General features: G+C 62.2%; 24 protein-coding genes. 9 read left to right on the forward strand and 15 right to left on the reverse strand.

The features are described from left to right. Positions 1–72 precede the first annotated feature (72 nt). Complete coding sequence (locus E0W60_RS28795) at positions 73–576, forward strand: hypothetical protein (protein ID WP_240746066.1); 504 nt, start codon at positions 73–75, stop codon at positions 574–576. A gap of 29 nt (positions 577–605) precedes the next feature. Here E0W60_RS28795 and E0W60_RS28800 read toward each other — a convergent pair whose 3' ends face one another. The 8 genes from E0W60_RS28800 to E0W60_RS28830 all read right to left on the reverse strand — a co-directional run bounded on the left by E0W60_RS28800 (position 606) and on the right by E0W60_RS28830 (position 4,518). After that, complete coding sequence (locus E0W60_RS28800; protein ID WP_133098089.1) at positions 606–941, reverse strand: type II toxin-antitoxin system RelE/ParE family toxin; 336 nt, start codon at positions 939–941, stop codon at positions 606–608. Continuing rightward, complete coding sequence (locus E0W60_RS28805) at positions 941–1,225, reverse strand: type II toxin-antitoxin system Phd/YefM family antitoxin (RefSeq protein WP_133098090.1); 285 nt, start codon at positions 1,223–1,225, stop codon at positions 941–943. The genes E0W60_RS28800 and E0W60_RS28805 overlap by 1 nt, the downstream gene beginning before the upstream one ends. Positions 1,226–1,448: 223 nt before the next feature. Then, positions 1,449–2,510: a patatin-like phospholipase family protein gene (locus tag E0W60_RS28810; protein ID WP_135706437.1), complete on the reverse strand. Its 1,062-nt coding sequence runs from the start codon at positions 2,508–2,510 to the stop codon at positions 1,449–1,451. 53 nt (positions 2,511–2,563) lie between these two features. Beyond that, a complete protein-coding gene (locus tag E0W60_RS28815; RefSeq protein WP_135706438.1) occupies positions 2,564–2,794 on the reverse strand; it encodes a hypothetical protein in 231 nt (76 codons plus the stop codon). After that, positions 2,787–3,401, reverse strand: a complete 615-nt coding sequence (locus E0W60_RS28820; protein ID WP_240746067.1) for an NAD(P)/FAD-dependent oxidoreductase — start codon at positions 3,399–3,401, stop codon at positions 2,787–2,789. The genes E0W60_RS28815 and E0W60_RS28820 overlap by 8 nt, the downstream gene beginning before the upstream one ends. Beyond that, positions 3,398–3,538 carry a hypothetical protein gene (locus E0W60_RS37105; RefSeq protein WP_167884620.1) on the reverse strand — a complete coding sequence of 47 codons (141 nt, stop codon included), beginning with the start codon at positions 3,536–3,538 and terminating at the stop codon, positions 3,398–3,400. The genes E0W60_RS28820 and E0W60_RS37105 overlap by 4 nt, the downstream gene beginning before the upstream one ends. A gap of 45 nt (positions 3,539–3,583) precedes the next feature. Further along, a complete protein-coding gene (locus tag E0W60_RS28825; protein WP_207951295.1) occupies positions 3,584–4,093 on the reverse strand; it encodes a DoxX family protein in 510 nt (169 codons plus the stop codon). Between the two features lie 98 nt (positions 4,094–4,191). Next, the gene (locus E0W60_RS28830; RefSeq protein WP_133098092.1) at positions 4,192–4,518 is read right to left on the reverse strand and encodes a BufA1 family periplasmic bufferin-type metallophore; all 327 of its coding nucleotides are present in this window, start codon (positions 4,516–4,518) and stop codon (positions 4,192–4,194) included. Between the two features lie 341 nt (positions 4,519–4,859). Here E0W60_RS28830 and E0W60_RS28835 point away from each other — a divergent pair, with 341 nt between their 5' ends. Next, positions 4,860–5,558: a response regulator transcription factor gene (locus E0W60_RS28835; protein WP_133098093.1), complete on the forward strand. Its 699-nt coding sequence runs from the start codon at positions 4,860–4,862 to the stop codon at positions 5,556–5,558. Between the two features lie 54 nt (positions 5,559–5,612). Then, on the forward strand, positions 5,613–6,626 hold the full coding sequence (locus E0W60_RS28840) for a sensor histidine kinase (protein WP_240746104.1): 1,014 nt from the start codon (positions 5,613–5,615) through the stop codon (positions 6,624–6,626). A 2-nt stretch (positions 6,627–6,628) separates the two neighbouring features. On the opposite strand, the gene E0W60_RS28845 is transcribed toward E0W60_RS28840, so the two are convergent. Beyond that, on the reverse strand, positions 6,629–7,417 hold the full coding sequence (locus E0W60_RS28845; protein WP_135707071.1) for an HvfC/BufC N-terminal domain-containing protein: 789 nt from the start codon (positions 7,415–7,417) through the stop codon (positions 6,629–6,631). After that, positions 7,401–8,261: an MNIO family bufferin maturase gene (bufB, locus tag E0W60_RS28850; protein ID WP_135706440.1), complete on the reverse strand. Its 861-nt coding sequence runs from the start codon at positions 8,259–8,261 to the stop codon at positions 7,401–7,403. Before bufB ends, E0W60_RS28845 begins: the two co-directional genes overlap by 17 nt. A 289-nt stretch (positions 8,262–8,550) precedes the next feature. On the opposite strand from bufB, the gene E0W60_RS28855 reads away from it, so the two are divergent. Then, entirely contained in the window at positions 8,551–9,813 is a 1,263-nt protein-coding gene (locus tag E0W60_RS28855) for a PAS domain-containing protein (RefSeq protein WP_135706441.1), read from the forward strand. Positions 9,814–10,185: 372 nt separating this feature from the next. Beyond that, positions 10,186–10,413, forward strand: a complete 228-nt coding sequence (locus tag E0W60_RS28860) for a hypothetical protein (protein WP_135706442.1) — start codon at positions 10,186–10,188, stop codon at positions 10,411–10,413. Between the two features lie 65 nt (positions 10,414–10,478). On the opposite strand, the gene E0W60_RS28865 is transcribed toward E0W60_RS28860, so the two are convergent. Beyond that, on the reverse strand, positions 10,479–11,336 hold the full coding sequence (locus E0W60_RS28865) for a LysR family transcriptional regulator (RefSeq protein WP_240746068.1): 858 nt from the start codon (positions 11,334–11,336) through the stop codon (positions 10,479–10,481). A gap of 154 nt (positions 11,337–11,490) precedes the next feature. Between E0W60_RS28865 and E0W60_RS28870 the strand changes: the two genes are divergently transcribed. Together E0W60_RS28870 and E0W60_RS28875 are read left to right on the forward strand one after the other, a co-directional pair. Then, a complete protein-coding gene (locus tag E0W60_RS28870) occupies positions 11,491–12,663 on the forward strand; it encodes a pyridoxal-phosphate dependent enzyme (protein WP_135706444.1) in 1,173 nt (390 codons plus the stop codon). A 26-nt stretch (positions 12,664–12,689) separates the two neighbouring features. Further along, entirely contained in the window at positions 12,690–13,658 is a 969-nt protein-coding gene (locus E0W60_RS28875) for a tripartite tricarboxylate transporter substrate binding protein (protein WP_135707072.1), read from the forward strand. Positions 13,659–14,495: 837 nt separating this feature from the next. On the opposite strand, the gene E0W60_RS28885 is transcribed toward E0W60_RS28875, so the two are convergent. The 4 genes from E0W60_RS28885 to E0W60_RS28900 all read right to left on the reverse strand — a co-directional run bounded on the left by E0W60_RS28885 (position 14,496) and on the right by E0W60_RS28900 (position 19,202). Further along, positions 14,496–14,780, reverse strand: a complete 285-nt coding sequence (locus E0W60_RS28885) for a type II toxin-antitoxin system RelE/ParE family toxin (protein WP_135706445.1) — start codon at positions 14,778–14,780, stop codon at positions 14,496–14,498. Continuing rightward, a complete protein-coding gene (gene relB, locus E0W60_RS28890) occupies positions 14,767–15,063 on the reverse strand; it encodes a type II toxin-antitoxin system RelB family antitoxin (RefSeq protein WP_022540171.1) in 297 nt (98 codons plus the stop codon). The genes E0W60_RS28885 and relB overlap by 14 nt, the downstream gene beginning before the upstream one ends. Before the next feature lie 471 nt (positions 15,064–15,534). Next, on the reverse strand, positions 15,535–16,998 hold the full coding sequence (locus tag E0W60_RS28895) for a patatin-like phospholipase family protein (RefSeq protein ID WP_135706446.1): 1,464 nt from the start codon (positions 16,996–16,998) through the stop codon (positions 15,535–15,537). A 401-nt stretch (positions 16,999–17,399) separates the two neighbouring features. Beyond that, the gene (locus E0W60_RS28900) at positions 17,400–19,202 is read right to left on the reverse strand and encodes a sulfatase-like hydrolase/transferase (RefSeq protein WP_135706447.1); all 1,803 of its coding nucleotides are present in this window, start codon (positions 19,200–19,202) and stop codon (positions 17,400–17,402) included. Positions 19,203–19,431: 229 nt separating this feature from the next. Between E0W60_RS28900 and E0W60_RS28905 the strand changes: the two genes are divergently transcribed. Together E0W60_RS28905 and E0W60_RS28910 are read left to right on the forward strand one after the other, a co-directional pair. Beyond that, complete coding sequence (locus E0W60_RS28905; protein ID WP_135706448.1) at positions 19,432–20,130, forward strand: hypothetical protein; 699 nt, start codon at positions 19,432–19,434, stop codon at positions 20,128–20,130. Beyond that, complete coding sequence (locus E0W60_RS28910; RefSeq protein ID WP_135706449.1) at positions 20,108–21,535, forward strand: DUF2252 domain-containing protein; 1,428 nt, start codon at positions 20,108–20,110, stop codon at positions 21,533–21,535. Before E0W60_RS28905 ends, E0W60_RS28910 begins: the two co-directional genes overlap by 23 nt. The last annotated feature ends 87 nt before the right edge of the window (positions 21,536–21,622 follow it).

The following is a 21,622-nucleotide window of genomic DNA, read 5'->3' on the forward strand; positions in this document are numbered from 1 at the left end:
CGGGTGCCGACCTCCGGTCCTGATGACACTTTCCACGGCAGCCGGGCTTCGGAGGTTCCACAGGCAACGCCTGTGGAACCTCTTCTTTGTTTTCAACAGGCTGTCGCGATCGAAGCGGTGGACTGCCCCCGGCAGGATCCGGGGCGAACGCGGTGGCGAACCTTAACGGTGCGGTATATTCAGAGCTTCGAGAACACGCGCAAGACAGACGGCATGGCTCACAAATCCATTCGGGTATCGCATGTTGGCGTACCCGGTGACCTAAGCGTCCTGAAACTGAAGGGCTATCTGAAATCCGCACTCGCGGGTGTGGCGCAAAGCGCCGCCGACGATGAGATCCTGCTGGTCAAGGTACTGGTGCCACGATCGCTCGGTCTGCAAGCCGGTGAAAAACTATTGGACAAGATCTTGCAGGGGATCGTTGACAGAGATCCACGCGTAAGCCGGGTATCAGTGGAATTTGTCGACGGCGAAGTCACACCAGAGAAGATCGCGGAAAGCCAGGTGCGAACGCAAAAGGAAATTGACGCCTACGGCCACCTGCTTCAGTCGACGGACAACGAACAACCGGATTGACCAGGGTTCGCGACGCTGGTCGTCTCTTCTTACACCTGCAGGATGATTTTTTGTAGCAGGGCAGTCAGATCTCGACGCTGATCTATGATCAAGTGCACAAAAATGGTGTCATCCCTGACTTCATAAATAATGCGATTTTTTCCGCAATGCACTTCGCGGAACCTGTTCGCGGTTAGCCCACTGAGTTCATCGACAATGTGCCCGCATTCGGGAAACTCCCGGATGCGAGTCATGGACGCCTGGATCTGAGCATATGAGTCTTCCCAGGCGGCCATGCCAAATGCGTCCACCACATAGCGGCGCACCCGCTTCAGTTCGGTTTTACCGCTGTCGAGAAGCTTTGCCTTCAGCAATTTGGAGGCCATCAGCGCTGCTTCTCTTTCCGGTCCAGTTCGTCCAGCTCTGCGAACACCTCATCGATGTCGGAAAACTTCTCCTGCTCGATCTGCTTCTGCCCCAGGGCCAGAATCTTTAGCAGGGCTAATGTCTGCCGGTCGGATTCGTAGCTGCGCACGTCTTGGACAACGAGCTTGGCTTCGCCGTTCTGGGTGATGATTAATGGTTCACCGGATTCAGCGAGGTCCTTGACGATCTGCGCGGCTTCACTCTTGAGATAGCTGATCGGCTTGACGTGATCGGCGATTCGCATCGCACCCTCCTGTGGATGACATGACTGGACCGAATATAGTCCGTTAACAGTCTTTCGTCAACTTTGCCCGACTCGACGCCGTACTCGGGCGGCCGCGCGGTTCCCCAAAAATGAAAATCACTATCCGCGTTGAGGTCACCTCGGATTATTGCGAAACCGCCACTTTTAGGTGCGTAATTGAAGAGATCGGCGCCGTCCGTTGCGGCAGCGCTGCGTGGTTGGATCAAAGAAATTCCTGTTGCAGGTCGACGGTGCACCGTTCACCGATGGCGTCATAGTTCTGCTGCAACCAGCGCCCCGCCTGGTCCCGGCCCTGGTCGCGCAGGTAGCAAAGAAAGTCCCAGTCCGCGTTGAGCTTGCTGGAGACGCCGAGCGCCATCATGGTCTGGTCGGATCGGATCGAGTGGATCAGCATTTCCTTCATGTCCCCGCCGCGGACCTTGCCATCCTGGATCAGTCGGGTGACAAAGCTGATCGCGCGCAGTTCGCGGATCAACGAGGAATTGAAGCTGACCTCGTTGATGCGGTTGAGGATCTCCGCGGCGGTCTTCGGCACACCCTTGCGCACGATGGGATTGATATGGACGATCACCACGTCACGTGCGCCGCAGTTGTATATCAGCGGGAAAATGGCCGGGTTGCCGACATAGCCACCGTCCCAGTAGTGTTCGCCGTCGATTTCGACGGCCTGGAACAGGAACGGCAGGCAGGCCGACGCCAGCACCGCCTTCAGTGAGATGTCGTCGCGTGAGAACACGCGTATCTTCCCGTTCTCGATGTTGGTCGCGCACAGGTAGAGCTGGATCGGGCAGCGCTGGTTCAGCGCGTCAAAGTCAACATGGCGGGCTAGTACATCGCGCAGCGGGTTGAAATTGAGCGGGTTGAACTGGTAGGGCGACAGCACCCGCAGCGTGATGTCCGTCAACAAGTACATCGGCGAGTAATCGAGCCCATAGCCACTGGACAGCCAGTATTCCCATGGCAGCTTGCGGAACGGGCTGTGGACGCGCGCGGTGCTGGCAATATCGCGCCAGAAGTCGTGCAGGGCGGTGCGGGCGCGGGGCGGCCCGCCCTGGAGCAGGCCGTACGCGAGTACCGCGGCGTTCATCGCGCCGGCACTGGTCGCGCTGACGCCCTCGATCGCCAGCCGGCCGTCTTCTAGCAGGCGATCCAGCACGCCCCAGGCAAAGGCACCATGGGCTCCTCCGCCCTGCAACGCCAGCGTGACCGGCTTCACGGCCTGGCTGGGTTGGCCGGACTCTTGCACTCCAGAATCGGTCGGCATGGCGTGTCTCTAGTGCTGTGTCCAGCCACCATCCATGGCGAGCTCCGTGGCGGTCATGGAGGCGGCATTGTCTGTTGGATGCCTGCGTTATTGACGATGAGGTCAACCTTGCCGAACTCGGTAGCTGCAAATTCCGCCATGTCGCGAACCGGTTTAGGCCGGCGCGCCGGCGAATAGCGCACAACGCACGCCGTACCCGCGCCGTGGATGGCAACGGCGTGCGCAACGCCAAGCACGATACCTCTGCTGTAGCCGGTAACGATAGCGGATCTTCCTTTAAGCATGTTGATCTCCGGTTAGCGTCGGGGTAGGGTGGGGCGCCCGCAGTACGCCGGAAGCTTTATGCTTTGCCATGTGGGCCCAGAGACGCAGCTTGCGGCCGAGGGTCGGCATACGCATCAGGTATAGCGCACGCCAGGCCAGCCAGGCCGGCAAGCCGGAGAAGCTGAAGCCATAGACCTGGGCAACGCCCTTCATATGCCCGATGCTGGCCATTGCGCCTTTGCTCTGATACGAGAACGGCTGACACGCACGCTGTTCGAGGTAGGCGGCGAGGTTATGCGCGAGCTGGCGCGTCTGGGCCACGGCGAACTGCGCGGTGGGCAGCGAATCCCGATCGGTGGCGGCATTGGCCACGCGTGCGCAATCGCCGATGGCCCACAGTCCAGGCATGCCGCGCACCGACATATCCGGATTGGTCTCGATGCGTCCGCGCCGGGTGGCCAACGCGAGATTGCGCTCGAGCGTGGCGACCAGCGGATTCGGCTTGGTGCCGACCGTGCAGATCACCGTCGCGCCCTCGATCCTTTCGCCGTCTGCGAGCACCACGGTGTCGGCTTCGCAGCGGGCGGCACGGGCGCCGAGCCTGAGCCGGATGCCGCGCGCGGTCATTTGGCGTGCCGCGGCCAGGCCAAGCGAGGCGGGCAGCTCGGGAAGGAGTTGTGCGGTGTCCGCTTCTCCAGCGCCTGGGCCTGCGTGGTGCCGGCGAATCCGCCACCGACAATGACGATGTTGTTTTCTGCAAGCATGACGGTTCCTTGTTCGCCCTGGGACGGCGCGTGTGACTGTCGAAGCTAGTGGCTGGCTTTGCCGCGCAGCAGGAAGCGGTCGATCAGGTGGTCCAGCGACAGCTGCCCGGGGCCATGCAGCAGCGTGACCAGCAGCAGGAGCCCCCAATACTGGTGGTCCTTCAGGCCAACTTCGCCCAATCCGGGATACGAGATCACTGCGACGATGTTGAAGACGAACAAGGCCAGCGCGGCGGCCCGCGTGCCGAGCCCGAGCACGAGCAGCACCGGCAGGCTCAGCTCTGCGGCGGTACCAAGATAGGCGGCCAGGGCCGGGTTCAGGAGCGGCACGGTGTACTCGCTTTCGAACAGCGCAAGCGTGGTGGACCAGCTGGCGAGCTTGGTCAGCCCGGACTGGAAGAACACCAGGCCGATCAGGACACGAATGCCGAGATCGAGCACGGGAGCCAGGGTTTGCAGCAGGCGGATTGCCGCCTGTGCGGCGGTAATGATGCGCGAAGACTTTTTGCCGCCCACATCCAGCGGCGCGGACGACAGGGGGGTAGTGCATTTCATTTTGGGCCACCTTGCGAAGCGGTCAAGGACGGGGGCAGGCCGGGGTAGCCGTGACGCGGTGACGCGTCACGGCATTCCGCTGCAGGCTCGGGTGCCGTTCAGGCCGGGGAGGCCGCCTTGGCGGTCGGGCTGAGCTCGCCGCTCTTGCCACCTGGCTTGGCGAACTCGGACGTCTGCAGCCGGCCCCCGGAGATTTTTTCGCAAGTGCCCTTGGGCACGAGGATCCAGGCCTCCGCGTCACGATCGACCTTCGCTGTGGCAGCACAGGAACTCTTGCTGGTGCCGCAGTCGTTCTTGCCGGCCTTGGCAATGCCGGCGCATTTTTCATGGCTGCCCGCCGCGGCCATGGCCTGGGAGGTGGCGCCGGCAATACCAAGCGCCAGCATGCCCGCAATGGCACCGCGGATGATTTGATCGCTGTTCATGATGCACACTCCGTATTCGGTTGGGTTCAGGACAGGAGGGATACCTGTCTCTGGATGGCAGTATGGAAAGGCGAATTCACGCTGGTTTCCCTCAGATCTCAAATATTCGTCACGAGGCACGGGCGAGAGCGGTTGAGGGTGGGTGCGGGCGGCGGGGGACGACGGGAGAGCAGGCGAGGCCGGGCGTCACGCCGACGGATGGCTTTCCATCCACGAAATGCGTTCTAGAATGATCTAGTGTCTGACGTCTGACGGACACGCGGGGCCGCGCGGGCCGCAAGCCAGGAGGCCCGCGACGGTCTCGCCGACATGCCGCACGTTTTCAACGATGAGGTGACACCATGTCGCGCCAGGTGCTGGTGATCGAGGACGACGCGGATATCGCCGAGCTGGTACGCCTGCAGGTGAGCGGCCTGTCCTGCGACGTGAAGGTGATCAACCACGGCCGGGCGGGACTGGACGAAGCGCTCAGCCATCCCTATGACCTCGTCATCCTTGACCTGATGCTGCCGGGTGCCGACGGGCTGGAGATCTGCCGGCGCCTGCGCGCGGAGCCGCGCTATACCCCGATCCTGATGCTCACGGCACGCTCCACCGAACTCGACAGGGTGCTGGGACTGGAGATGGGCGCCGACGACTACCTGACCAAGCCGTTCAGCGTCCTCGAGCTGACCGCACGGGTCAAGGCGATCTTCCGTCTGGTCGACACCCTGGTCAATCCGCCATCGGATCGTCCCAGAACGGTGCAGGTCAAAGCCCTGCACATTGATATCGACAAGCGCGAAGTGAACGTGCGTGGCGCGCCTATCTGCCTCACCGCCAAGGAATTCCAGCTGCTGCTGTACTTTGCCAGCAATCCGGGACGCGTTTTCAGCCGTGCCCAACTGCTGGACCAGGTCTGGGGCTATAGCCATAGTGGCTACGAGCACACTGTCAGCTCACATATCAACCGGCTGCGCGCCAAGATCGAGCTCGATCCCAATGCGCCGGAGTACATCCAGACCGTATGGGGCGTGGGCTACAAGTTCAGCAACACGTAAGGGGCAGGGGGCCTCATGTTCCGAACCCTGTACGGGAGAGTGGCAATCGTGCTGATGGTGGTGTTCATCACCATTGGCGCGCTGATGATCCTTGCCTCACAGAAGATGATCGAGACGCAGCGCCTGCTCGAACTGGCGACCGACCTCATCATCGGGACGGTTGCCTTCAGCCTTGTGGCGGCGCTGATCGTGTTCCGGCTGTTGACGGTGCGTTTGCGCGTGCTGTCCGACGCCATTGAGGCATTCCGCGCGGGCGGGTTTTCCACGCCGGTGCGACTGGCGCAGGGCAGCCGTGCGGACGACGAGATCCAGAAACTCAGCACGGCCTTCGAGGAGATGTCCGAGCGGATCGTCACCCAGCTTGCGCAGTTGGGACAAGTGGATCAGCAACGGCGCGAGCTGCTTGCCAATGTTTCGCACGACCTGCGTACGCCGCTCGCGTCGATGCAAGGTTACCTGGAAATGCTGCTGCTGAAGGCAGAAGAAATGACGCCCGATGACCGCAACCGCTACCTGCAGGTGGCCACCAGGCACTGCGAGCGCCTTGGCAAGCTGGTGCAGGACCTGTTTGACCTGACCAAGCTCGAAGCTCAAGAAGTCCAGCCGCGGCTGGAACGCTTCCCGTTGTCTGAACTGGCGCAGGACGTGGTGCAGAAGTTCGCCCTGGCGGCAAACAAGCGGGGGCTGGCTTTGCTGGCGACGTCGGGTCCGGGCTGCCCTCCGGTGAACGCCGACATCGGCATGATCGAGCGGGTGCTGGAGAACCTGATCGAGAATGCCATGCGCTATACGCCTGCCGGCGGCAAGATCAGCATCGATGTGCAGCCGGTGGGGGAGCGTGTGGAACTGACCGTGCGAGACACCGGCGAGGGCATCGACGCGAGCCAGGTGCAGGGTGTCTTTGACCGTTACTATCGCGTGGAGCGTACGGAGTCCGATAATGGCAGCCATGTCGGCCTGGGCCTCGCCATCAGCCGGCGTATCGTACAGTTGCACGGCGGCGAGATCCGCGTGTGCAGCGCGCTCGGCCAGGGCACTGCCTTCACGATCGACCTGGAACGAGGATAAGGTCAGGCGGCGCGTATTTCAAAATCATGGATCGTCGCGTCCAGGATGCGACGCTCAAGAAAGCCGGCCAGCGCGAAGTCGGGCGCGACTTGCAGCGCCTGTCGATAAGCCGGCTCCAGCGCGGCACCGCCATGCAGCGCTTCGAGCATGGCGTATTCCCCAACCTCCAATGACTGCGCTTCAACCGCAAAGCCGCTGCGCCTGACCAGCAACCAGTCGCCGCCGCTGCCGGCGTCGATCTCTGCGTCCTCCTCGGCGTCCGGCTGGTTCGACTGCCAGATGCGCAATACGGGGAACGGCGACGCGAGCAAGCGGCAGGCCGGGGCCAGCCGCAGCTGCAGGCACGTCGCCTCGGCCTCGGCGAGTGTGCCTAGGGTGGCGAGGCGATCGAGCGTCAGCGGCGCCGCGTCGGCAGCATGAAAGGCTTCATGCATGAGCCATTCCAGCCTGGCCACATCAGGCAGGTAGCGCAAGCCAGCAGCCGGCTCGAATTGTGCGAGGAAATCTGGAAAGCTCTGGCCGAAGCGCTGGATATCACCGCTGGTGGAGGGGCAGGCCCGGATATACCGGCCAGCCGTGGCATCAAAGAACGGCTGGCCCACCAGGCACGAAATCACGGGGAATACGGCGCGCAGGGCCTCGCACAGGTTCTGGTGTACGTTGCCCGCGTAGACGTCGAGGCATCGTTGCGCGTCAATGGCCCCATCGACGATATAGCCGGCGAGAGCTGTCGGGTCCTGCCCGAACAGCGCCCGGGCAAAGCGGGTCTGGATCTCATGCAATGAAGGCATCTTCAATCTCCAGCATCTGATCGGCCCTGCGGGCTTCGTCCAGCAGCACTGAGAGCGCGGGAATGTCGGTATCCCACTCGATCAGCGTGGGCAGCGGGCCAAAGCGGGCGAGCGCATGGCGGTAGAGATGCCATACGGGCTCGGCCACGCTCTGGCCGTGGGTATCGATCAGCATGCCATCGATGACGTCAAAGCCAGCCAGGTGGATCTCCCTCACCACGCCCAAAGGGATCGCATCGATATAGCTCAATGCATCGCTACCGTGGTTCATCGCGTTCACGTAGATGTTATTGACGTCGAGCAGGATGCCACATCCTGTCCGCGCTGCCAGCGCCGCCAGGAATTCGGGTTCGGCAATAGTGGAGTGAGTGAATCGGAGGTAGCTGGTGATGTTCTCCACCAGCAACGGCTGTTGCAGGTAATCCTGGACTTCCGCCACATGGGCGCACACGATCGCGAGCGATTCGTCGGTGTAGGGGAGGGGCAGCAAGTCATTGAGGTAGCGATCACCGATGCGGCCCCAGCTCAGGTGTTCGGATACCAGCCCTGGCTCGAAGCGCCGGATCAGGGCCGCCAGACGACGCAGGTGATCGCGATCAGGCCGATCCGTCGCGCCCAGGCACAGGCCTACGCCATGCAGGCTTAGCGGGTAGGCGGCACGCACCTGCGCGAGGTAGTGCAGGGGCTGGCCGCCGTCACCGAAGTAGTTCTCACTATGGACTTCGAACCACCCTGTGCGCGGCGTTTGCGCGAGGACCTGGCGATAGTGTGGTGCGCGCAGGCCGATCCCGGCCCTGGGCGGGACGGCGGCGCCGAAGTCAGGCAAGGGGCTGGTGGATCGCATCGCAAGTCCTGTCGGTCGTGGTTGTCCTCCGTACCACTCTCGCCGACAAAGATCACGAAACCCTCACGGCGCCCTCAATTAACTCCGCCGATCGCAGGGGGAAAGGGCGCTGGCGATGCCGCCGCACTGGTTGGTGACGAATTCGTGGACTATGTTAGGTAGGGCTTGCGGCGACGCGTCACGAGGCCGGCATCGCGTGTTTCCACTGAGGCCGCTTAAGCTGTCAAGCAAAAAGCACTTGTTGTGGATGCCAGGCCGCACCGGTTGGCGCCACAGAAAGAGAGCCAAGATGGGCCTGAAAGCAAAGCTGCTGCTGCCGCCGGCATTGATCAGCCTGGCGCTGGTGGCTTATCTTCTGGTCGGCTGGGTGCCCGGAGCCGGCCCTCCCGGCACGCGTTCGGGCATTGTGCTGGTGGTTGCGGTCGGCTTGGCACTTATGCTCGGCATCCTCGCGCTTGCCGTTCACGCCTTCTGGCGACGTCCGCTGGACGCGTTGTTACGCTCTTGCGTCACCTCCGTGGCCTCACGCAATGCGGGCGCCGGGCAGGACAGGTTCCCTGATGAGTTCGAGCAGATTCGCCAGGTCGTTACGGATTTGCGCGCGTGCGTCGAAGCCGCGCAAACCGAACTGGCGTTGTCCGTGCAGCAGCGCCGGCAGCAGGAGGTCGCGCTGCGCTCGAGCGAGGAGCGCTACGCCCTGGCCATGCGTAGCGCCGACGATGGCATGTGGGAATGGAATCTCCAGTCCAACGAATTCCATCTCTCCGAGCGCTGGAAGGCCATGCTCGGCTTTGAGGACGACGAACTGCCAGACACCCTGCAGGCCTGGACGGAACGGCTTCATCCCGCCGATCGGGTCGCCGTTGAGCAGGCAATCGCGCGGCACGTCGAGGGTGCGAGCCCGCGCTATCAACAGCAGTGCCGGTTGATGCACAAGGACGGACACTACCGGTGGGTCAATTCCCTGGGCAGCGCCATCCGTCATGCCAACGGCAAGCCATTGCGGTTAATCGGCATGGATACCGATGTGACGCGCATCAAGCGTGTCGAGGACATACTCAGGCACATCGTCGAGGGGACTTCCGGCACCTGTGGCGACGAATTCTTCCGCGCGCTTGTCCGCCATTTCGCTGCCGCGCTCGATGTCCCGTGCGCTTTCGTGACGGAATGCACAGGGTGGCCACCGCGGCGGGTCCACACGCTGGCCTTCTGGTTCAAGGACGCGTTCCGCGACAACGTCGAGTACGACCTGGCCGGCACCCCTTGCGAGGCGGTGTTCGAGCAGGGCTTGCCTGTGTTCTACCCAGAGGGTATCGGCAAGCTGTTTCCGCGGGAGCAGGGCTTCGAATGCTATTACGGTTTGCCGATTCAGGACAGCCAGGGCAAGGTCATCGGCCACATGGCCTTCCTCAACATTCGAAAGATGCATGAGGAAGAAGTCCTGATGGACTACGTGTACCGCATCTTTACCGCGCGCGCCGCCGCAGAGATAGAGCGCAAGGCGGTTCTCGAACACCTGACCCGCACGCAGGTGGCGTCCGCTGACCGGTAGCGCAGCGACGCACGGCGCGAGACCGACGCACTCGCGCGCGCGATGTCCGAGCGCCAGACGGCCCCCGCTAGCGCAGGCTTAAGTCCGTTCTTGCCACCGTCCCACGCCCACGTCGCATGGCAGCCCGTTGATCGCTCCTGGAACGCGATGCGGTGGCACCTCGCATGCCATGGTGCGCCGTGACAAAAATTTGATCTTTAACGGACAAAGCCGTGAGGTCCGTTGCGCACACTACGTACCAAGGACAGGCGATTAGCCTGTTCGAGGCTAAACCCGTCGCGGATCGTCATCAGGCTATCCCAGGCTGCTTGAGTTGCAGCGCACTGATCATATCGGACGGCACTAGGTAGTTGCCTGAAAAGGAGATGGAAAATGTCAAAGCAAATCTTGTTGCTGATGTCGGCGGTTGCCGCCTTCGGCGCCGGTGTCGCGCATGCTGGCATCGGCATGCGTGATGTCTATACCGATGGCGCCAGGATTGGGACGCAAGATATCTATACCAATGGCGGCAGAGCAATCATCGATCGCCCAGACGTGTTCCTGGATGGCGCGAGAATTACTAACCGCGATGGCTTGATCGAGGAAGGCGCTCAAAGGTAATTGCCGCCTGATCAGAACAAACTACGGGGCGCTCCGCATGAGCGCCCCGCGTTGCTACGCAGTTATCACTGCAGAGCAGCCAGGCGCTGACGGCACAGGCTTACGAACTGCTGGGCCGCAGTGGATTGGCCTTGGGTCGGATGAAAGGCAAGGATTGCCCGGAACCGAACGGGCGCGGAGAGTGGTACGCTTCGCAGCCCGAGGGCGACGTAGATACGGGCCACCAATGGATTGGTGATCGCGAGGCCAGCGCCGGCCAAGGCGAGGGAACACTGCGTGTGGCTATAAGGTGTGGTTGCTACGAAACGCGGCTCGATGCCGAGCTCGGCAAAGCACGCTTGCAGCCGGCGTTGCGCAGGATCCGCAGCGTCCAAGCCGATTAACGGTACGTCGATCAGATCCTCGATTCCGACCTTTGCGCGCGTCGCGAAAGGATGCGTCGCGGGCGCGACGCAAACGGCCTGCACTGAATAGAATTCGGACGCAGTCAGACCACTGGTGTCCGCCTCGTCGCCCATGAACGCGATATCGAGTTCGCGTTGAAGCAAGCGTTCGCGCAAGCCCCGCGAGCTGTCGACCTCCAGCTGGCAACGAACGCGGGGATAGCTGTGAATGAAATCGGCCACCGAAGACGGTATCACGCTGGACGCCATGGCGTGCAAGGCCCCCACGCGCAGGACCGTGTCTTCGTGGGAACGCAATTGATCGATCTTGCGTTGCACAGCGTCAAGCCCGACATAGACGCGCTCGACTTCGTCCATCAGCGACGCCGCCTCCGGTGTCGGCACCATACGGCCTTTGGTTCGATCGAACAGTCTTAACCGCGCTGCGTTTTCCAGTTGTAGCACGATCTGTGTCACGGCGGGCTGGCTGATGTGCAACGCTTCGGCGGCCCGGCGCGCCGATCCCAGACGCATCACCATGCGAAACACCTCGATTTGCCGAGCGCTGATCACGATGTCGGCGGCTGTTCCCATATCCACCCTATAAGTTTTACTTAACTTGATTATCGAAACGCCCGCGTTGCCCCAGGGTGCCTTCGCATAGACTCAGGTCACTATCACCTGGGCTTCTACCATGCGCGCCAGCCACTCTCCGCATCTCACCGAACCGCTTGTCAACCCGGCGATGCACGCCCTGCAATGCATTACGTGTCACGCCCAATATCCGGTCAGTGACATGCCGGAAGGGTGCACGGCCTGCGCAAGCGCTGGCCGGCCAAGCAGTCTCGAAGTGGCCTACCATCTCCAGGCCCTTGATTTTGCACCAAAAAGCGGAAGTTATATGTGGGGGCATTGGCAGCCCTACCTGGAAGGCGTGTCGCTGGGAGAGGGCGCCACGCCATGCGTGCCGGTTCGAACCCTTGCTTCGCTAGCAGACGTGGCCTCCATCTGGCTCAAGAATGAAGGCGCAAATCCTACGGGATCGCACAAGGATCGCATGTCGGCGCAGGCCGTAAGCCGGGCTCTCGATATTGGCGCGAGCGAGGTGGTACTGGCGTCAAGCGGCAACGCCGCAGTCTCGGCCGCGGCCTATTGCGCCGCCGCGGGTCTGGCCTGCGAAGTCGCGACCTACCAGGCGCTTCCATCCGTGTTTGACGCGGCCTTGCGCTATTACGGCGCACGGCGTGTTATTTGCGACAACGGTCACGCGCGATGGGAACATGTCCGCCGCCGCGTCAAGGAGGCGGGAGCCTTTGCGCTGACCAACTATAGCGTGCCCGCAGTGGGCAGCCCGGTATTTGGTGTTGAAGGTTACCGCGCTGTCGCACTGGAGTGGGTGGTTCAAGGATGCCGCCCCGACCATGTCATGGTGCCAACAGCGCGGGGGGATTTGTTGTGGGGCATCTATAGCGCGCTGCGGGACCTCGTCGCCCTGGGGCACGTCGCGAAGATGCCTCGCCTTTGGGCGATCGAGCCGTTTCCACGGCTTTCGCGCGTGCTGGCGGGCGCGTCGCAGCAGTCCGACTTCCCAGGCACGACCCAACAATTTTCCACCGCCGGGTCAACCGTTACTGCCCAGCAGGTCCACGCAGTCAGGCAATCGGGAGGTGGCGCGGTGGTCATCGATGACGCTGCAGCACGCGCGGGCACCCGCCAGCTCGCTGCCGCCGGTTTTTGGGTCGAACTGTGTGCGGGGGCGGGGCTGGCTGCCGCGCAAGCGCTGCGTGCCGACGGGCGCATCGACAAAGCGGAAGCCGTCATGCTGATGCTGACTGCACGCGGCGAACGCGATCCGGGACAAGCATGATTTCCAAACAACCTGCGGGGCCACTCATGAGCTTGCGTTCTCCATTTATTGCCATCACTTTTTGCCTCTCGGCGCACGTGCCGTCGGCCCTGGCCGCCTATCCTGAAAAGCCGATTCGATTGATCGTGCCCTGGGCTGCCGGTGGCAGTACCGATGCACTGGCCCGTGCGTTGGCACAACGCATGAGCGAAACGATGGGCCAGCCTGTCGTTGTCGACAATCGCGCGGGCGCTTCCGGCCGCATCGGCGCCGACATGTTGGCAAAGTCGGCCCCTGACGGCTACACGCTGGGTGTCATTGAACTGGCGCATACCGTTGCACCGTCCGTGTTCCGCCAGATTTCATACGATGTGTTGCGCGACTTTGCGCCCGTTTCATTGCTTGGCGAGGCACCCCTTGTCTTGTTCGTGGATAGCACGCACTATCGAGCAGGCGACATCCAACGGTTCCTTGCGGACTCACGCAAGGCAGGAATGCCCCTGCAGCTTGCCACAAGCGGGAACGGCACAATTAGCCATCTGGCCGCCAAGATGCTGGAAACCCAGACTGGGATCCCGGTCGATGCCGTGCCATATCGGGGCTCGGCGCCGGCGCTGACCGATGTGTCTGCGCAACTGGTCAAAGGCCATTTCGCAACCCTGGCAAGCGGCAGCAGCCTCCTTGGTGGCAGTAAGATCTCGGCGCTGATGGTGACTGGTCCGGCGCGTGTGTCTTCGCTTCCTGGCGTTCCCACTGCGGCAGAAGCCAAGCTTCCGGGATTGCAGGTCAGCCAATGGTGGGCCCTGGTGGCACCCGCGCGAACACCGTCGACCGTCGTGAGCAAGCTGGCGGGCGAAGTCCGCTCGGCATTGGTGAGTCCGCAGACCAAAGCACGGCTCGACAGCCAGGGTATCGATCTCAAAGCATCGTCACCTGCTCAACTCGGAGATCGGCTTCGCGAAGAGGTGGATCGTTGGGCGAGCCTGGTGAAACAAGCTGGCATTCAACCCGAATAAGCGGCGTCGGCTGCTTCGTCGCACCCGCCCCCGCCCCAAGTGATGGACCGCGTCCCGGGGGTAGCTGGCCGCAACCTACCGGGTTCCATGCCCGGCCAGCACTAGAACGGGAAGCGCGCACAGCGGCCGTGGTGCCTGGGCTGGGCAGGCCATGATGGTGGAGGGCGCCCTTGAAATCCCCCGCGAATGCCTGGCGACTCACCGGTATGCCTGCGGGGCGCCAGCGGCGGAACAGCCGACGTCGTGCATTGAGAGTGGCGTGCTTCACCGTCGGTTGCCGGCCGCGTTGCCCGGCATGCCTGTTGCGAACATCGGACCGGGATGTTCCCGAGCGCTTTGAGCACTGATGGGATTAAGTCCTTATAAATGCAATTAACTGCCCACTAGCGAGTTCTCCAGACTTTGTGTTGAGTCAGGCGAGCTGCGGGCCGCCTGACTCTCGGCGCTCTCCCAGGCAGCGCGCAGATCCATCGCGCTCGGCTGGTCACGCCGCACCGACGACGCCAACCGCTTCGTGTACACGTCTGACGACGATGCGGGGTATATCGCCGCCTGCCGCTTTTGGCATCGACGACGGTCTGGTCCTGGCTGCTGCAGGAATACGGCGAGCCTCATGATGGTGCAATCTCAAGAAGGCAGTCGACGAGCTGCCGCGACGATCAGCGTCGAAGCCGGCGCGCCGTGTTTGCGCGTCCTGGACGCGACGTCAGGCAGCGTTAGTGCTTGGATGTTTCAGGTGGTCTGTCACGCAAAAGGCTGGTGGGTTCGCCGAGGGCGAAGCCGAAAGCGCGTAGCGGCAGGGCGGCGCACCCATTTTTTGGTCAGTCCTCGCCTGGCTCAACCGGGCGACGGCCATTGCTGCGCGGCATGGAGTACCCGCAGGATCCGGATGGAGGTGGCATCCACGGCGTACACGACCAGGTAGTTGGCCGCCACGACCATCTCGCGCGTGCCCGCGACGCGGCCGGCTCGGTAGAGCTCGGGGTGTTCCGGCAGCCGTGCCGCTTTCGCTTCGAGGTCGTCCTTCAGGCTCTGGGCCGCATCCGGATTATCATCCGAGATGTAGTCAACGATGGCGAGAAGATCGGCCCTGGCCCACCGCGTCCATTCAACCGCGCGCACGGCGTTTCCGGTCGATCAGCGCCTGAACGTCGTCCATGACCTGGTCATGCGGGAGCGGCGGGGCCGGGTCGGTCAGCGCTTGCTGGACCTTTGCGCGGAACCAAGCATCATAGGTCTCGGGATCCGTCGTCAGACCGGGCGGCAGCCCGCCCTCCTTGGCGATCCGTGTCAACAGGATGCGAACTGCGTCGGACACGGTTAGCCCGACGCTGGCAAGGTTTTGCGTGGCCCGGGCTTTAAGGTCGTCGTCCACCCGGATGTGCAACATTGAAGTATGCGCCATGGAAATCTCCTATGCTTGGACCTGCATTATGCATCTCAATTGAGATACAACCAAGGGGTGAGCGCGGGACCGTGGTATCCGCATGCGCCACGCCACGTTCAGGCGCGATCACGGTGCCAAGGCGGGGCACTCGAGCTGGGCTGGAGGGGCTGCGGTCGCGCATCTGGCCGCCTCGCCGTGGTCTAGCCCATGGGGCCAACGGGCCCAGCCGACGTCCAGCCAAAATGTGCCCTATTATCAACATAAGGCCAGAAGAGCGATTTTTTGCCGGCTGCCGGAAGGTTACGTTAATGGGCAGGGCGGACGTTTGTTGGCGCCGCCAGCCCCTCAGCCGGCCGTCGACGCACCGGGCTCGAAAGAAACGGCAGCATCGAAATGCGCTGGCGAGAACATCTGACGCTCTAGGGCGCAGGCGAGCGGCAGGAAGTAAATTATCTGGATGTGGACGCAATTGTTGCCGCATCGCAGTCATTAGGGTTGTCCGGCGCCTTGCTCGCTTGGGGGCACAATCGTGGCCCCGACATCCCTTAGCAGCCGCTGGAAATCGGGCGACGCCAAGATAATCTTGCCCGCGGCTGCCCGAAGCCGGTCGACGGCCTCGGCTGACAGGGAGAACGAGGTGGGCAGTTGGTTCAGGTAGTCCAGCTCCGTCTTGTCTGTCAACTGCGCGAACGATACATCGATAGCGTAGATGGTCGTGTCCGGCGTGCGCAGCGTCTTGGCTATGGCAGCATCCTTGTTCGCCGCGAAGGCGGAGGACTGACGGACCTGGCGCATGGCATGCCACCGCGCCTGGCTGTCCTTCAACAACTCGGTGGCCTCATAGGAATAGTGGTCAATCGGAACGCCCGTCGCTTTGACCAGTATTTCCAGCGTACCGGGCGGAGACTCGGATTTGTCCCACGCTGTCCTGGGCGTGGAGAGCGAGTTGACGACAAAAACAACGATCCTGCGTGTACGGTCGAGCGGGCTAGGCTGGCCGACCAGATGCAGCGCTTCGATCAACTCAAGGGAATCCAGCACGCTGCGCATGCCCAGATTGTCGGAGACACCGCCATCGACGAGATGAATGTAGGGCCGCTCGATACTGTTTTCCAGTTCCGCCTCCTCTTTCAGGTGGCGGGTCGCACGCGCAGCCGGCCGCGGTGCATCGTTCGTATTGATAAACGGCCTGACCCATTCGGGTGCAGCGTAGCCACAGTTGCCCCCGTAGTTGTTGAGCGTCACGGGCGTCAGAACGACGGGGACTGCCGACGAGGCAGCCGCGGCACGCGCAAGCCGTACTGCATTCAGGTCCGAGCACAGTACGTCGAAGGTGGTCTGGGTGAAGGCCAGGCGGGCGCCTGTGGAAATGTCGGTGGCAGAGGCGATGATGAACGGGCCGTTCGCGCGATTCAGGTCGCCAAAGGTCGCACCGTTGAACAGTATCTCGTCGTACAGATCGGCCGCAAGCTCAGAGCGGCCCCAGCCTCCCGACCACAAGGATGGCCAGTAGGCAGGGTTGAGTGTGCGCCAAGTAATCTCTCCCTGAACGTCGCGCTTGAGGAATCGCTGTTCGTAATCGTCGAAGAGCTTTTCGCCATAGAGCCCATAGGCAAGAGCGGTAAAGCTGCCGCCAGACACGCCGGTAATGACGCCGACATGGTCAAGCAGGCGCGATCGGTTGCCCCTTGGTCCAACGACTTCCGTGTTCCGCAGGAATTCGAGCACGCCATAGGAGAAAGCAGCGGCGCGAGTGCCGCCACCTGAAAAGGCCAGGACCACCAGGTTTTCGCTAGTGGCCGAATACTGCGGGCGCGTGGTGAATCGATAGCCGGTATTGGGGTCGGCATGGGCCAGCGGCGGGTTGACTGGCCGGCTCGCGCAGCCGCAGATGAGGAGCGATGCCGCCAGTACCGCCAATACCGCCGATGCCGGCTTCGAAAGACGTCTCATGGATTCTCCGGGACGGTCGTGCAGGTCTCTCTCTCTCTCTCTCTCTCTCTCTCTCTCTCTCTTTGCGATGCGCAAACTTGGCTTTCAGGAAACGGGCCACTACCAGCCATTCAGCATAGTCGGAAATCCGGCACGGCTCGATCGCGGCGAGCAGCAGACCGTATTTTTCCGGTCCACTGGGCTGTTGCGATACCACATGAGCGCACGCTGCCTGCGGGGATTTCTGTGACGAAGGGAGCGAGAAACCCAGTGAGCCGGAACTTGCAGGATTACGCCCGCAAACGCTCGCCCACACATCCGGGGAGACGTGGTGCATGGAAGCGTAGCAGGAAGCTAGCACTGCAGTTGAAAGCGCAGTGAGCCGCGGTGGCCCATCCCACTAACAAATCAACGCGTCAACGTCATGCGCCGGTCATCGTCTCTGCCGAGACTTCCCACCCGGCGTCGATACCACCTGGCAGCATCTGCCCACGGTCTTCACCAACCTCGACGTCTATCAGGCGATTCAGCTTATTGTTCATTGCGACGACAAGCTCGAGGTGTCTGCGTTCCGCAGCCAGATTATGCATTTCGAACGGGTCAGTCTGCAGGTCATAAAGCTCCACATCATTGAACCGATAGAGTTCTTCCGGTGTCGTGGGTCGGTTATGCTGCTTGGGCGAGAAGTAGCGAGCGAAACTATACCGTCCATCATGGATGGAACGCACGGCGCCTCGCTTCATCAAATCGGGTCGGATGCCGGCACTCTTTAGTTGGTCCGGTTTTCCGCCTTTCTGGATGTGGTCCACGGCTTTGAAGAGAAAGTCGCCATCGATGTAGGCGAGCATGTTGTAGCAGAACAGCGCACCGTCGCGAACGGTATTCGGATCGGCTTTCTCAGGGGCGCCAAGCACTCCCGAAAAATCCTTCCCGGCCAGCCCCTTGACGATGGAAGCGCGTCTATCGGGGGCAACGCCGGTCATTGCGACCAGCGTCGGCGCAATATCCAGGTGTGACGTTACGGCGCGACATTGCTTGCCACCGGGGTAAGCCGGGTGCGCAATGATCAAGGGAACATTGTTCTGTTCCCGATATGAGACGGCTCCCTTGGCGTGGAGCTGATGGGCGCCGTCCATATCGCCGTGGTCGGACGTCAGAATTACGATGGTCTTGTCGGTAAGGCCTCCCGCATCAAGCTCGGCCAGAATGGCTGCAATATTGCGGTCAACATCGCGCATGCAATTCAGGTAATAGTTATGCCGCCGGCGCCAGCGTGCGTCCTCGTTGGGAATCGCCCCGACCAAGGCATCGTGCGAGCGCAGGAAATCGCGGTGGGCTGGGGGCCGCCCCGGTGCGTCGAGGGCCTGCACCCGGCTTTCCGGGAGCGAGAAGCCCCACTGCCTGGCGTACAGCGGGTCGGCCGGGTCGCGGGCTACGTGCGCGAGACCGCGCATTGCCTGAACCTGGGTGCCGGGAGCGTCGGTATCGTAGAACATCACGTCATGAGGGTTGACGAGATTGACAGCGAGGAACCACGGCTTTCCCTGTGCCGCCAGCTCGCGCCCCTTTCCGCGCAACCAGCTCATGCCCATTGCAGATATTACGCCGTCATGCAGGTAACCGCCGCTGGTGTGGGCGATGATGTCGCCAATACCGATGTAATCGGAGAAGCCATAGGCCTCCATTTCGGCCGTAAAGATCCTGGTCGGCGTACCAAGCTTGTTGACTGTCTCGAATTCCTTGGTGAGATGCCACTTGCCTTTGTAAGCGGTGTAGTAGCCTGCATCGCGTAGCATGTCGCCGAGCGTCCGCATCTCGGTCGACATGCTACTTATCCAGGGGAAGTTGGTGTTGTCGAACATTCGCGTATGCTGGATGTGCTGCCCCGAGTAAATTACGGAACGGGATGGCGTACAGACGCAAGAGTTAATCCGATGGTTGACGAACGTCGTACCTTGCTTCATGAGGCGTTCGTGCGCAGGCAAGCTATAGCCCGCTGGCAATTCTCCCGGCCGGAAATGGCGCTCCTGATCGACAAGGATGAACAGGATATTAAACGGGCCAGGTGTGCGACCATCCTTGTGTTGCGCCGAGTTGCTGGTGTCACGCGCTGCCGCCCACGTGTTGTCGCTCGAGCCGACGCTCAACGCCACGGCTCCCATTCCCGCTGTGCGCAAAAACTCCCGGCGGGTCAGCGCGAAACCCAGTTCCTTGTCACTTGCCATCTCCGCCTCCCTCATCTGTAGCGCGAGTCGCAAGGTGGACTTTCAAGTCACGGCATGCTGTCGGGCAGGTAGGACAAGAGCAGCCTAGCAATATCGCCCTTTGCCAACAAGCCGACTCCCGGCAGCTGCTGCAAGTGGAATGTGGGCTACCACACACCGGATCGGAAGACGTTTTTTGTAGCGTACGACCGGCCGGCTAGTATGGACTCTGCGGGACCAAGAGAATGAAGTGTATTCCTCGCTCCTTCTGGACCGGAAAGTGGCCGCCTTCTCGGCAATTTCATTCTCGTGCGGATCCGAGCCAGAGTACATGGTGTCGATGATCGCGTTCGCCACCATGCTACCGCTGGGAATCCTGAAGGGGGTCATCGTGGCGGTCCTGATGTCGATGCTGCTGCTGATCCGCCGCGTCGCCCATCCGCGCATGGCCAGTTGGGCTGCATTCGGGGTCCGGGCATCTTCACCGACATGGAGCGTCACCCCGCGAACCAGCCCCTTTCCGGTAGAGCTCGTGCGCCAAGCCATGCGGTCGCGCGTCCGGACCGGTGCCGGCCCGGTTCGGCTGGTGAATTGCGATCTCTCCCTCAGTCCCGTCGTCGACTTGGCGGGCGCGCGCATGCTTCTGGCCCGGCACAAGGAACAGCAGGCGGCCGGTGCCGTGCTGCGACTTGTCGGTGCACATGCCCCCACGCGCGACATGCTCCGCACCGAAGGAATGGAGAAGCAGTTGGATCGTCTCGAGCGCCACCTGACGGGGCGGACGCGGTCGATGTTTCCGGGCCGGCATGGGTGCGGTCACCGGACGCCATTGCGCCGGCTGCGGAAGCAGGGCAAATGTGCAGGGCGACAGCAAAAATCGATCAATCGATACAGCAGGTGCAGCGGATGCAGGGAAAGGACCAGCCATGAACAAGGCAGACAAACATAGTCGAGGAACGGAGAGCGAAGGGTATGCCGCAGGATCCTACCTGACCGCCGACGAACGGGCGGCAAAGGGGAGGCTGCTGCGCGACGCAGTGCCACGTACCTCACAAGCCGGATGGACCCCGGCGCCCGACCGCCGAGATCCGGTGACGCTGCTGAAAGAGTCGAATTCAGGTCGGATCATGCAACTAGTGCCCATCCGATTCGGCCGCATGTCTGCCTCGCCCTTCGCCTTCTACCGGGGTGCGGCGGCGATCATGGCGGCGGATCTGGCCACCACACCCAACAGCGGAATCCGGGTACAGGCCTGCGGGGACGCGCACCTGATGAACTTCGGCGGCTTCGCCACGCCGGAGCGCAACGTGATCTTCGACATCAACGATCTGGACGAGACGCTGCCGGCACCCTTCGAGTGGGACCTGAAGCGGCTGGCGGCGAGCATCGTCATCGCGGCGGACCATCTGGCGCTGCCAAAGAGTGACGCGGCCCGGGTGGTGACCGACGTCGTGCGCGAGTACCGCGAGCGGATACACAACTACGGCTGGATGCGCGCGCTGGACGTCTGGTACGACCGCATCGACCTGCAGAAGTACGAAGACCGCTCAGGCGACCCCGACGTCGTCGCGGCGGCGCGCAAACGACTGGCCCAGCGCATTGAGATAGAACGGCGCAAGTCCGTGCCCGATCACCTGTATCCCAAGCTCGTCTCGGAAGAGGGCGAGAGGCTTAGGATCAAGGACGAGCCGCCGCTGATCTTCCATCCGTCAGTAGAACTCGCCCCCGGGCTGACGTCGGGCTACGATGAAGCCATCGCATCATACCGAGAGAGCCTGGCAGACCATACACGGGTATTGTTCGACCGCTTTCACTTCTTCGACCTGGCCATCAAGGTGGTCGGCGTCGGCAGCGTCGGCACGATGTGCGGCGTGGGCCTGTTCATGGCCGCAGACAACGATCCGCTGTTCCTGCAGGTGAAGGAGGCGCGGGCGTCGGTGCTGGAGCCGTATGCCGGCAAGAGCGTGTATCCAAATCACGGGCAGCGCGTGATCGTCGGTCAGCGGTTGATGCAGTCTGCCAGCGACGTTTTCCTGGGGTGGACCCGCGGCAAGAACGGCCGTGACTTCTACATCCGCCAGTTGCGCGACATGAAGATGTCTGCCGTCATTGAGGACTGGGATACCGGCATGCTGAGGCAGTATGGCCGCATGTGCGCCCACGCGCTGGCCCGCGCGCACGCACGGTCCGGCGATGCCGCGATGATTGCTGGGTACATGGGATCAGGCCAGACCTTTGACGACGCGATCTGCGAGTTCGCCACCGAATACAGCTCGCAGAACCGAAGCGACTTCCGCGCCTTCATCGCCGCAATCCGTGAGGGACGCATCGAGACGAAGGTCGAGGAGGAATAGGGCCGTTGATACCAAAGGGCGCAGAAGCAGGAAGTATCAGCTTTAATGATTGACCCACTGGAATAAACCGCTAGACAACATGTATGG

Source organism: Cupriavidus oxalaticus (assembly GCF_004768545.1).
GTDB classification, from domain to species: Bacteria; Pseudomonadota; Gammaproteobacteria; order Burkholderiales; family Burkholderiaceae; genus Cupriavidus; species Cupriavidus oxalaticus_A.

Excerpts from the sequence above, each read along its gene's own strand:
- E0W60_RS28820 (WP_240746067.1), bottom strand. The coding sequence starts at position 3,401 with ATGACCGCGCGCGGCATCCGGCTCAGGCTCGGCGCCCGTGCCGCCCGC.
- E0W60_RS28845 (WP_135707071.1), bottom strand. The coding sequence starts at position 7,417 with ATGCCTTCATTGCATGAGATCCAGACCCGCTTTGCCCGGGCGCTGTTC.
- bufB (WP_135706440.1), bottom strand. The coding sequence starts at position 8,261 with ATGCGATCCACCAGCCCCTTGCCTGACTTCGGCGCCGCCGTCCCGCCC.
- E0W60_RS28830 (WP_133098092.1), bottom strand. The coding sequence starts at position 4,518 with ATGAACAGCGATCAAATCATCCGCGGTGCCATTGCGGGCATGCTGGCG.
- E0W60_RS28815 (WP_135706438.1), bottom strand. The coding sequence starts at position 2,794 with ATGCTTAAAGGAAGATCCGCTATCGTTACCGGCTACAGCAGAGGTATC.
- E0W60_RS28835 (WP_133098093.1), top strand. The coding sequence starts at position 4,860 with ATGTCGCGCCAGGTGCTGGTGATCGAGGACGACGCGGATATCGCCGAG.
- E0W60_RS28865 (WP_240746068.1), bottom strand. The coding sequence starts at position 11,336 with ATGGTGATGCGTCTGGGATCGGCGCGCCGGGCCGCCGAAGCGTTGCAC.
- E0W60_RS28805 (WP_133098090.1), bottom strand. The coding sequence starts at position 1,225 with ATGCGAATCGCCGATCACGTCAAGCCGATCAGCTATCTCAAGAGTGAA.
- E0W60_RS28870 (WP_135706444.1), top strand. The coding sequence starts at position 11,491 with ATGCGCGCCAGCCACTCTCCGCATCTCACCGAACCGCTTGTCAACCCG.
- E0W60_RS28860 (WP_135706442.1), top strand. The coding sequence starts at position 10,186 with ATGTCAAAGCAAATCTTGTTGCTGATGTCGGCGGTTGCCGCCTTCGGC.
- E0W60_RS37105 (WP_167884620.1), bottom strand. The coding sequence starts at position 3,538 with ATGCTTGCAGAAAACAACATCGTCATTGTCGGTGGCGGATTCGCCGGC.
- E0W60_RS28900 (WP_135706447.1), bottom strand. The coding sequence starts at position 19,202 with ATGGCAAGTGACAAGGAACTGGGTTTCGCGCTGACCCGCCGGGAGTTT.
- E0W60_RS28800 (WP_133098089.1), bottom strand. The coding sequence starts at position 941 with ATGGCCTCCAAATTGCTGAAGGCAAAGCTTCTCGACAGCGGTAAAACC.
- E0W60_RS28875 (WP_135707072.1), top strand. The coding sequence starts at position 12,690 with ATGAGCTTGCGTTCTCCATTTATTGCCATCACTTTTTGCCTCTCGGCG.
- E0W60_RS28910 (WP_135706449.1), top strand. The coding sequence starts at position 20,108 with ATGAACAAGGCAGACAAACATAGTCGAGGAACGGAGAGCGAAGGGTAT.
- E0W60_RS28855 (WP_135706441.1), top strand. The coding sequence starts at position 8,551 with ATGGGCCTGAAAGCAAAGCTGCTGCTGCCGCCGGCATTGATCAGCCTG.
- E0W60_RS28895 (WP_135706446.1), bottom strand. The coding sequence starts at position 16,998 with ATGAGACGTCTTTCGAAGCCGGCATCGGCGGTATTGGCGGTACTGGCG.
- relB (WP_022540171.1), bottom strand. The coding sequence starts at position 15,063 with ATGGCGCATACTTCAATGTTGCACATCCGGGTGGACGACGACCTTAAA.
- E0W60_RS28840 (WP_240746104.1), top strand. The coding sequence starts at position 5,613 with ATGGTGGTGTTCATCACCATTGGCGCGCTGATGATCCTTGCCTCACAG.
- E0W60_RS28810 (WP_135706437.1), bottom strand. The coding sequence starts at position 2,510 with ATGCCGACCGATTCTGGAGTGCAAGAGTCCGGCCAACCCAGCCAGGCC.
- E0W60_RS28825 (WP_207951295.1), bottom strand. The coding sequence starts at position 4,093 with ATGAAATGCACTACCCCCCTGTCGTCCGCGCCGCTGGATGTGGGCGGC.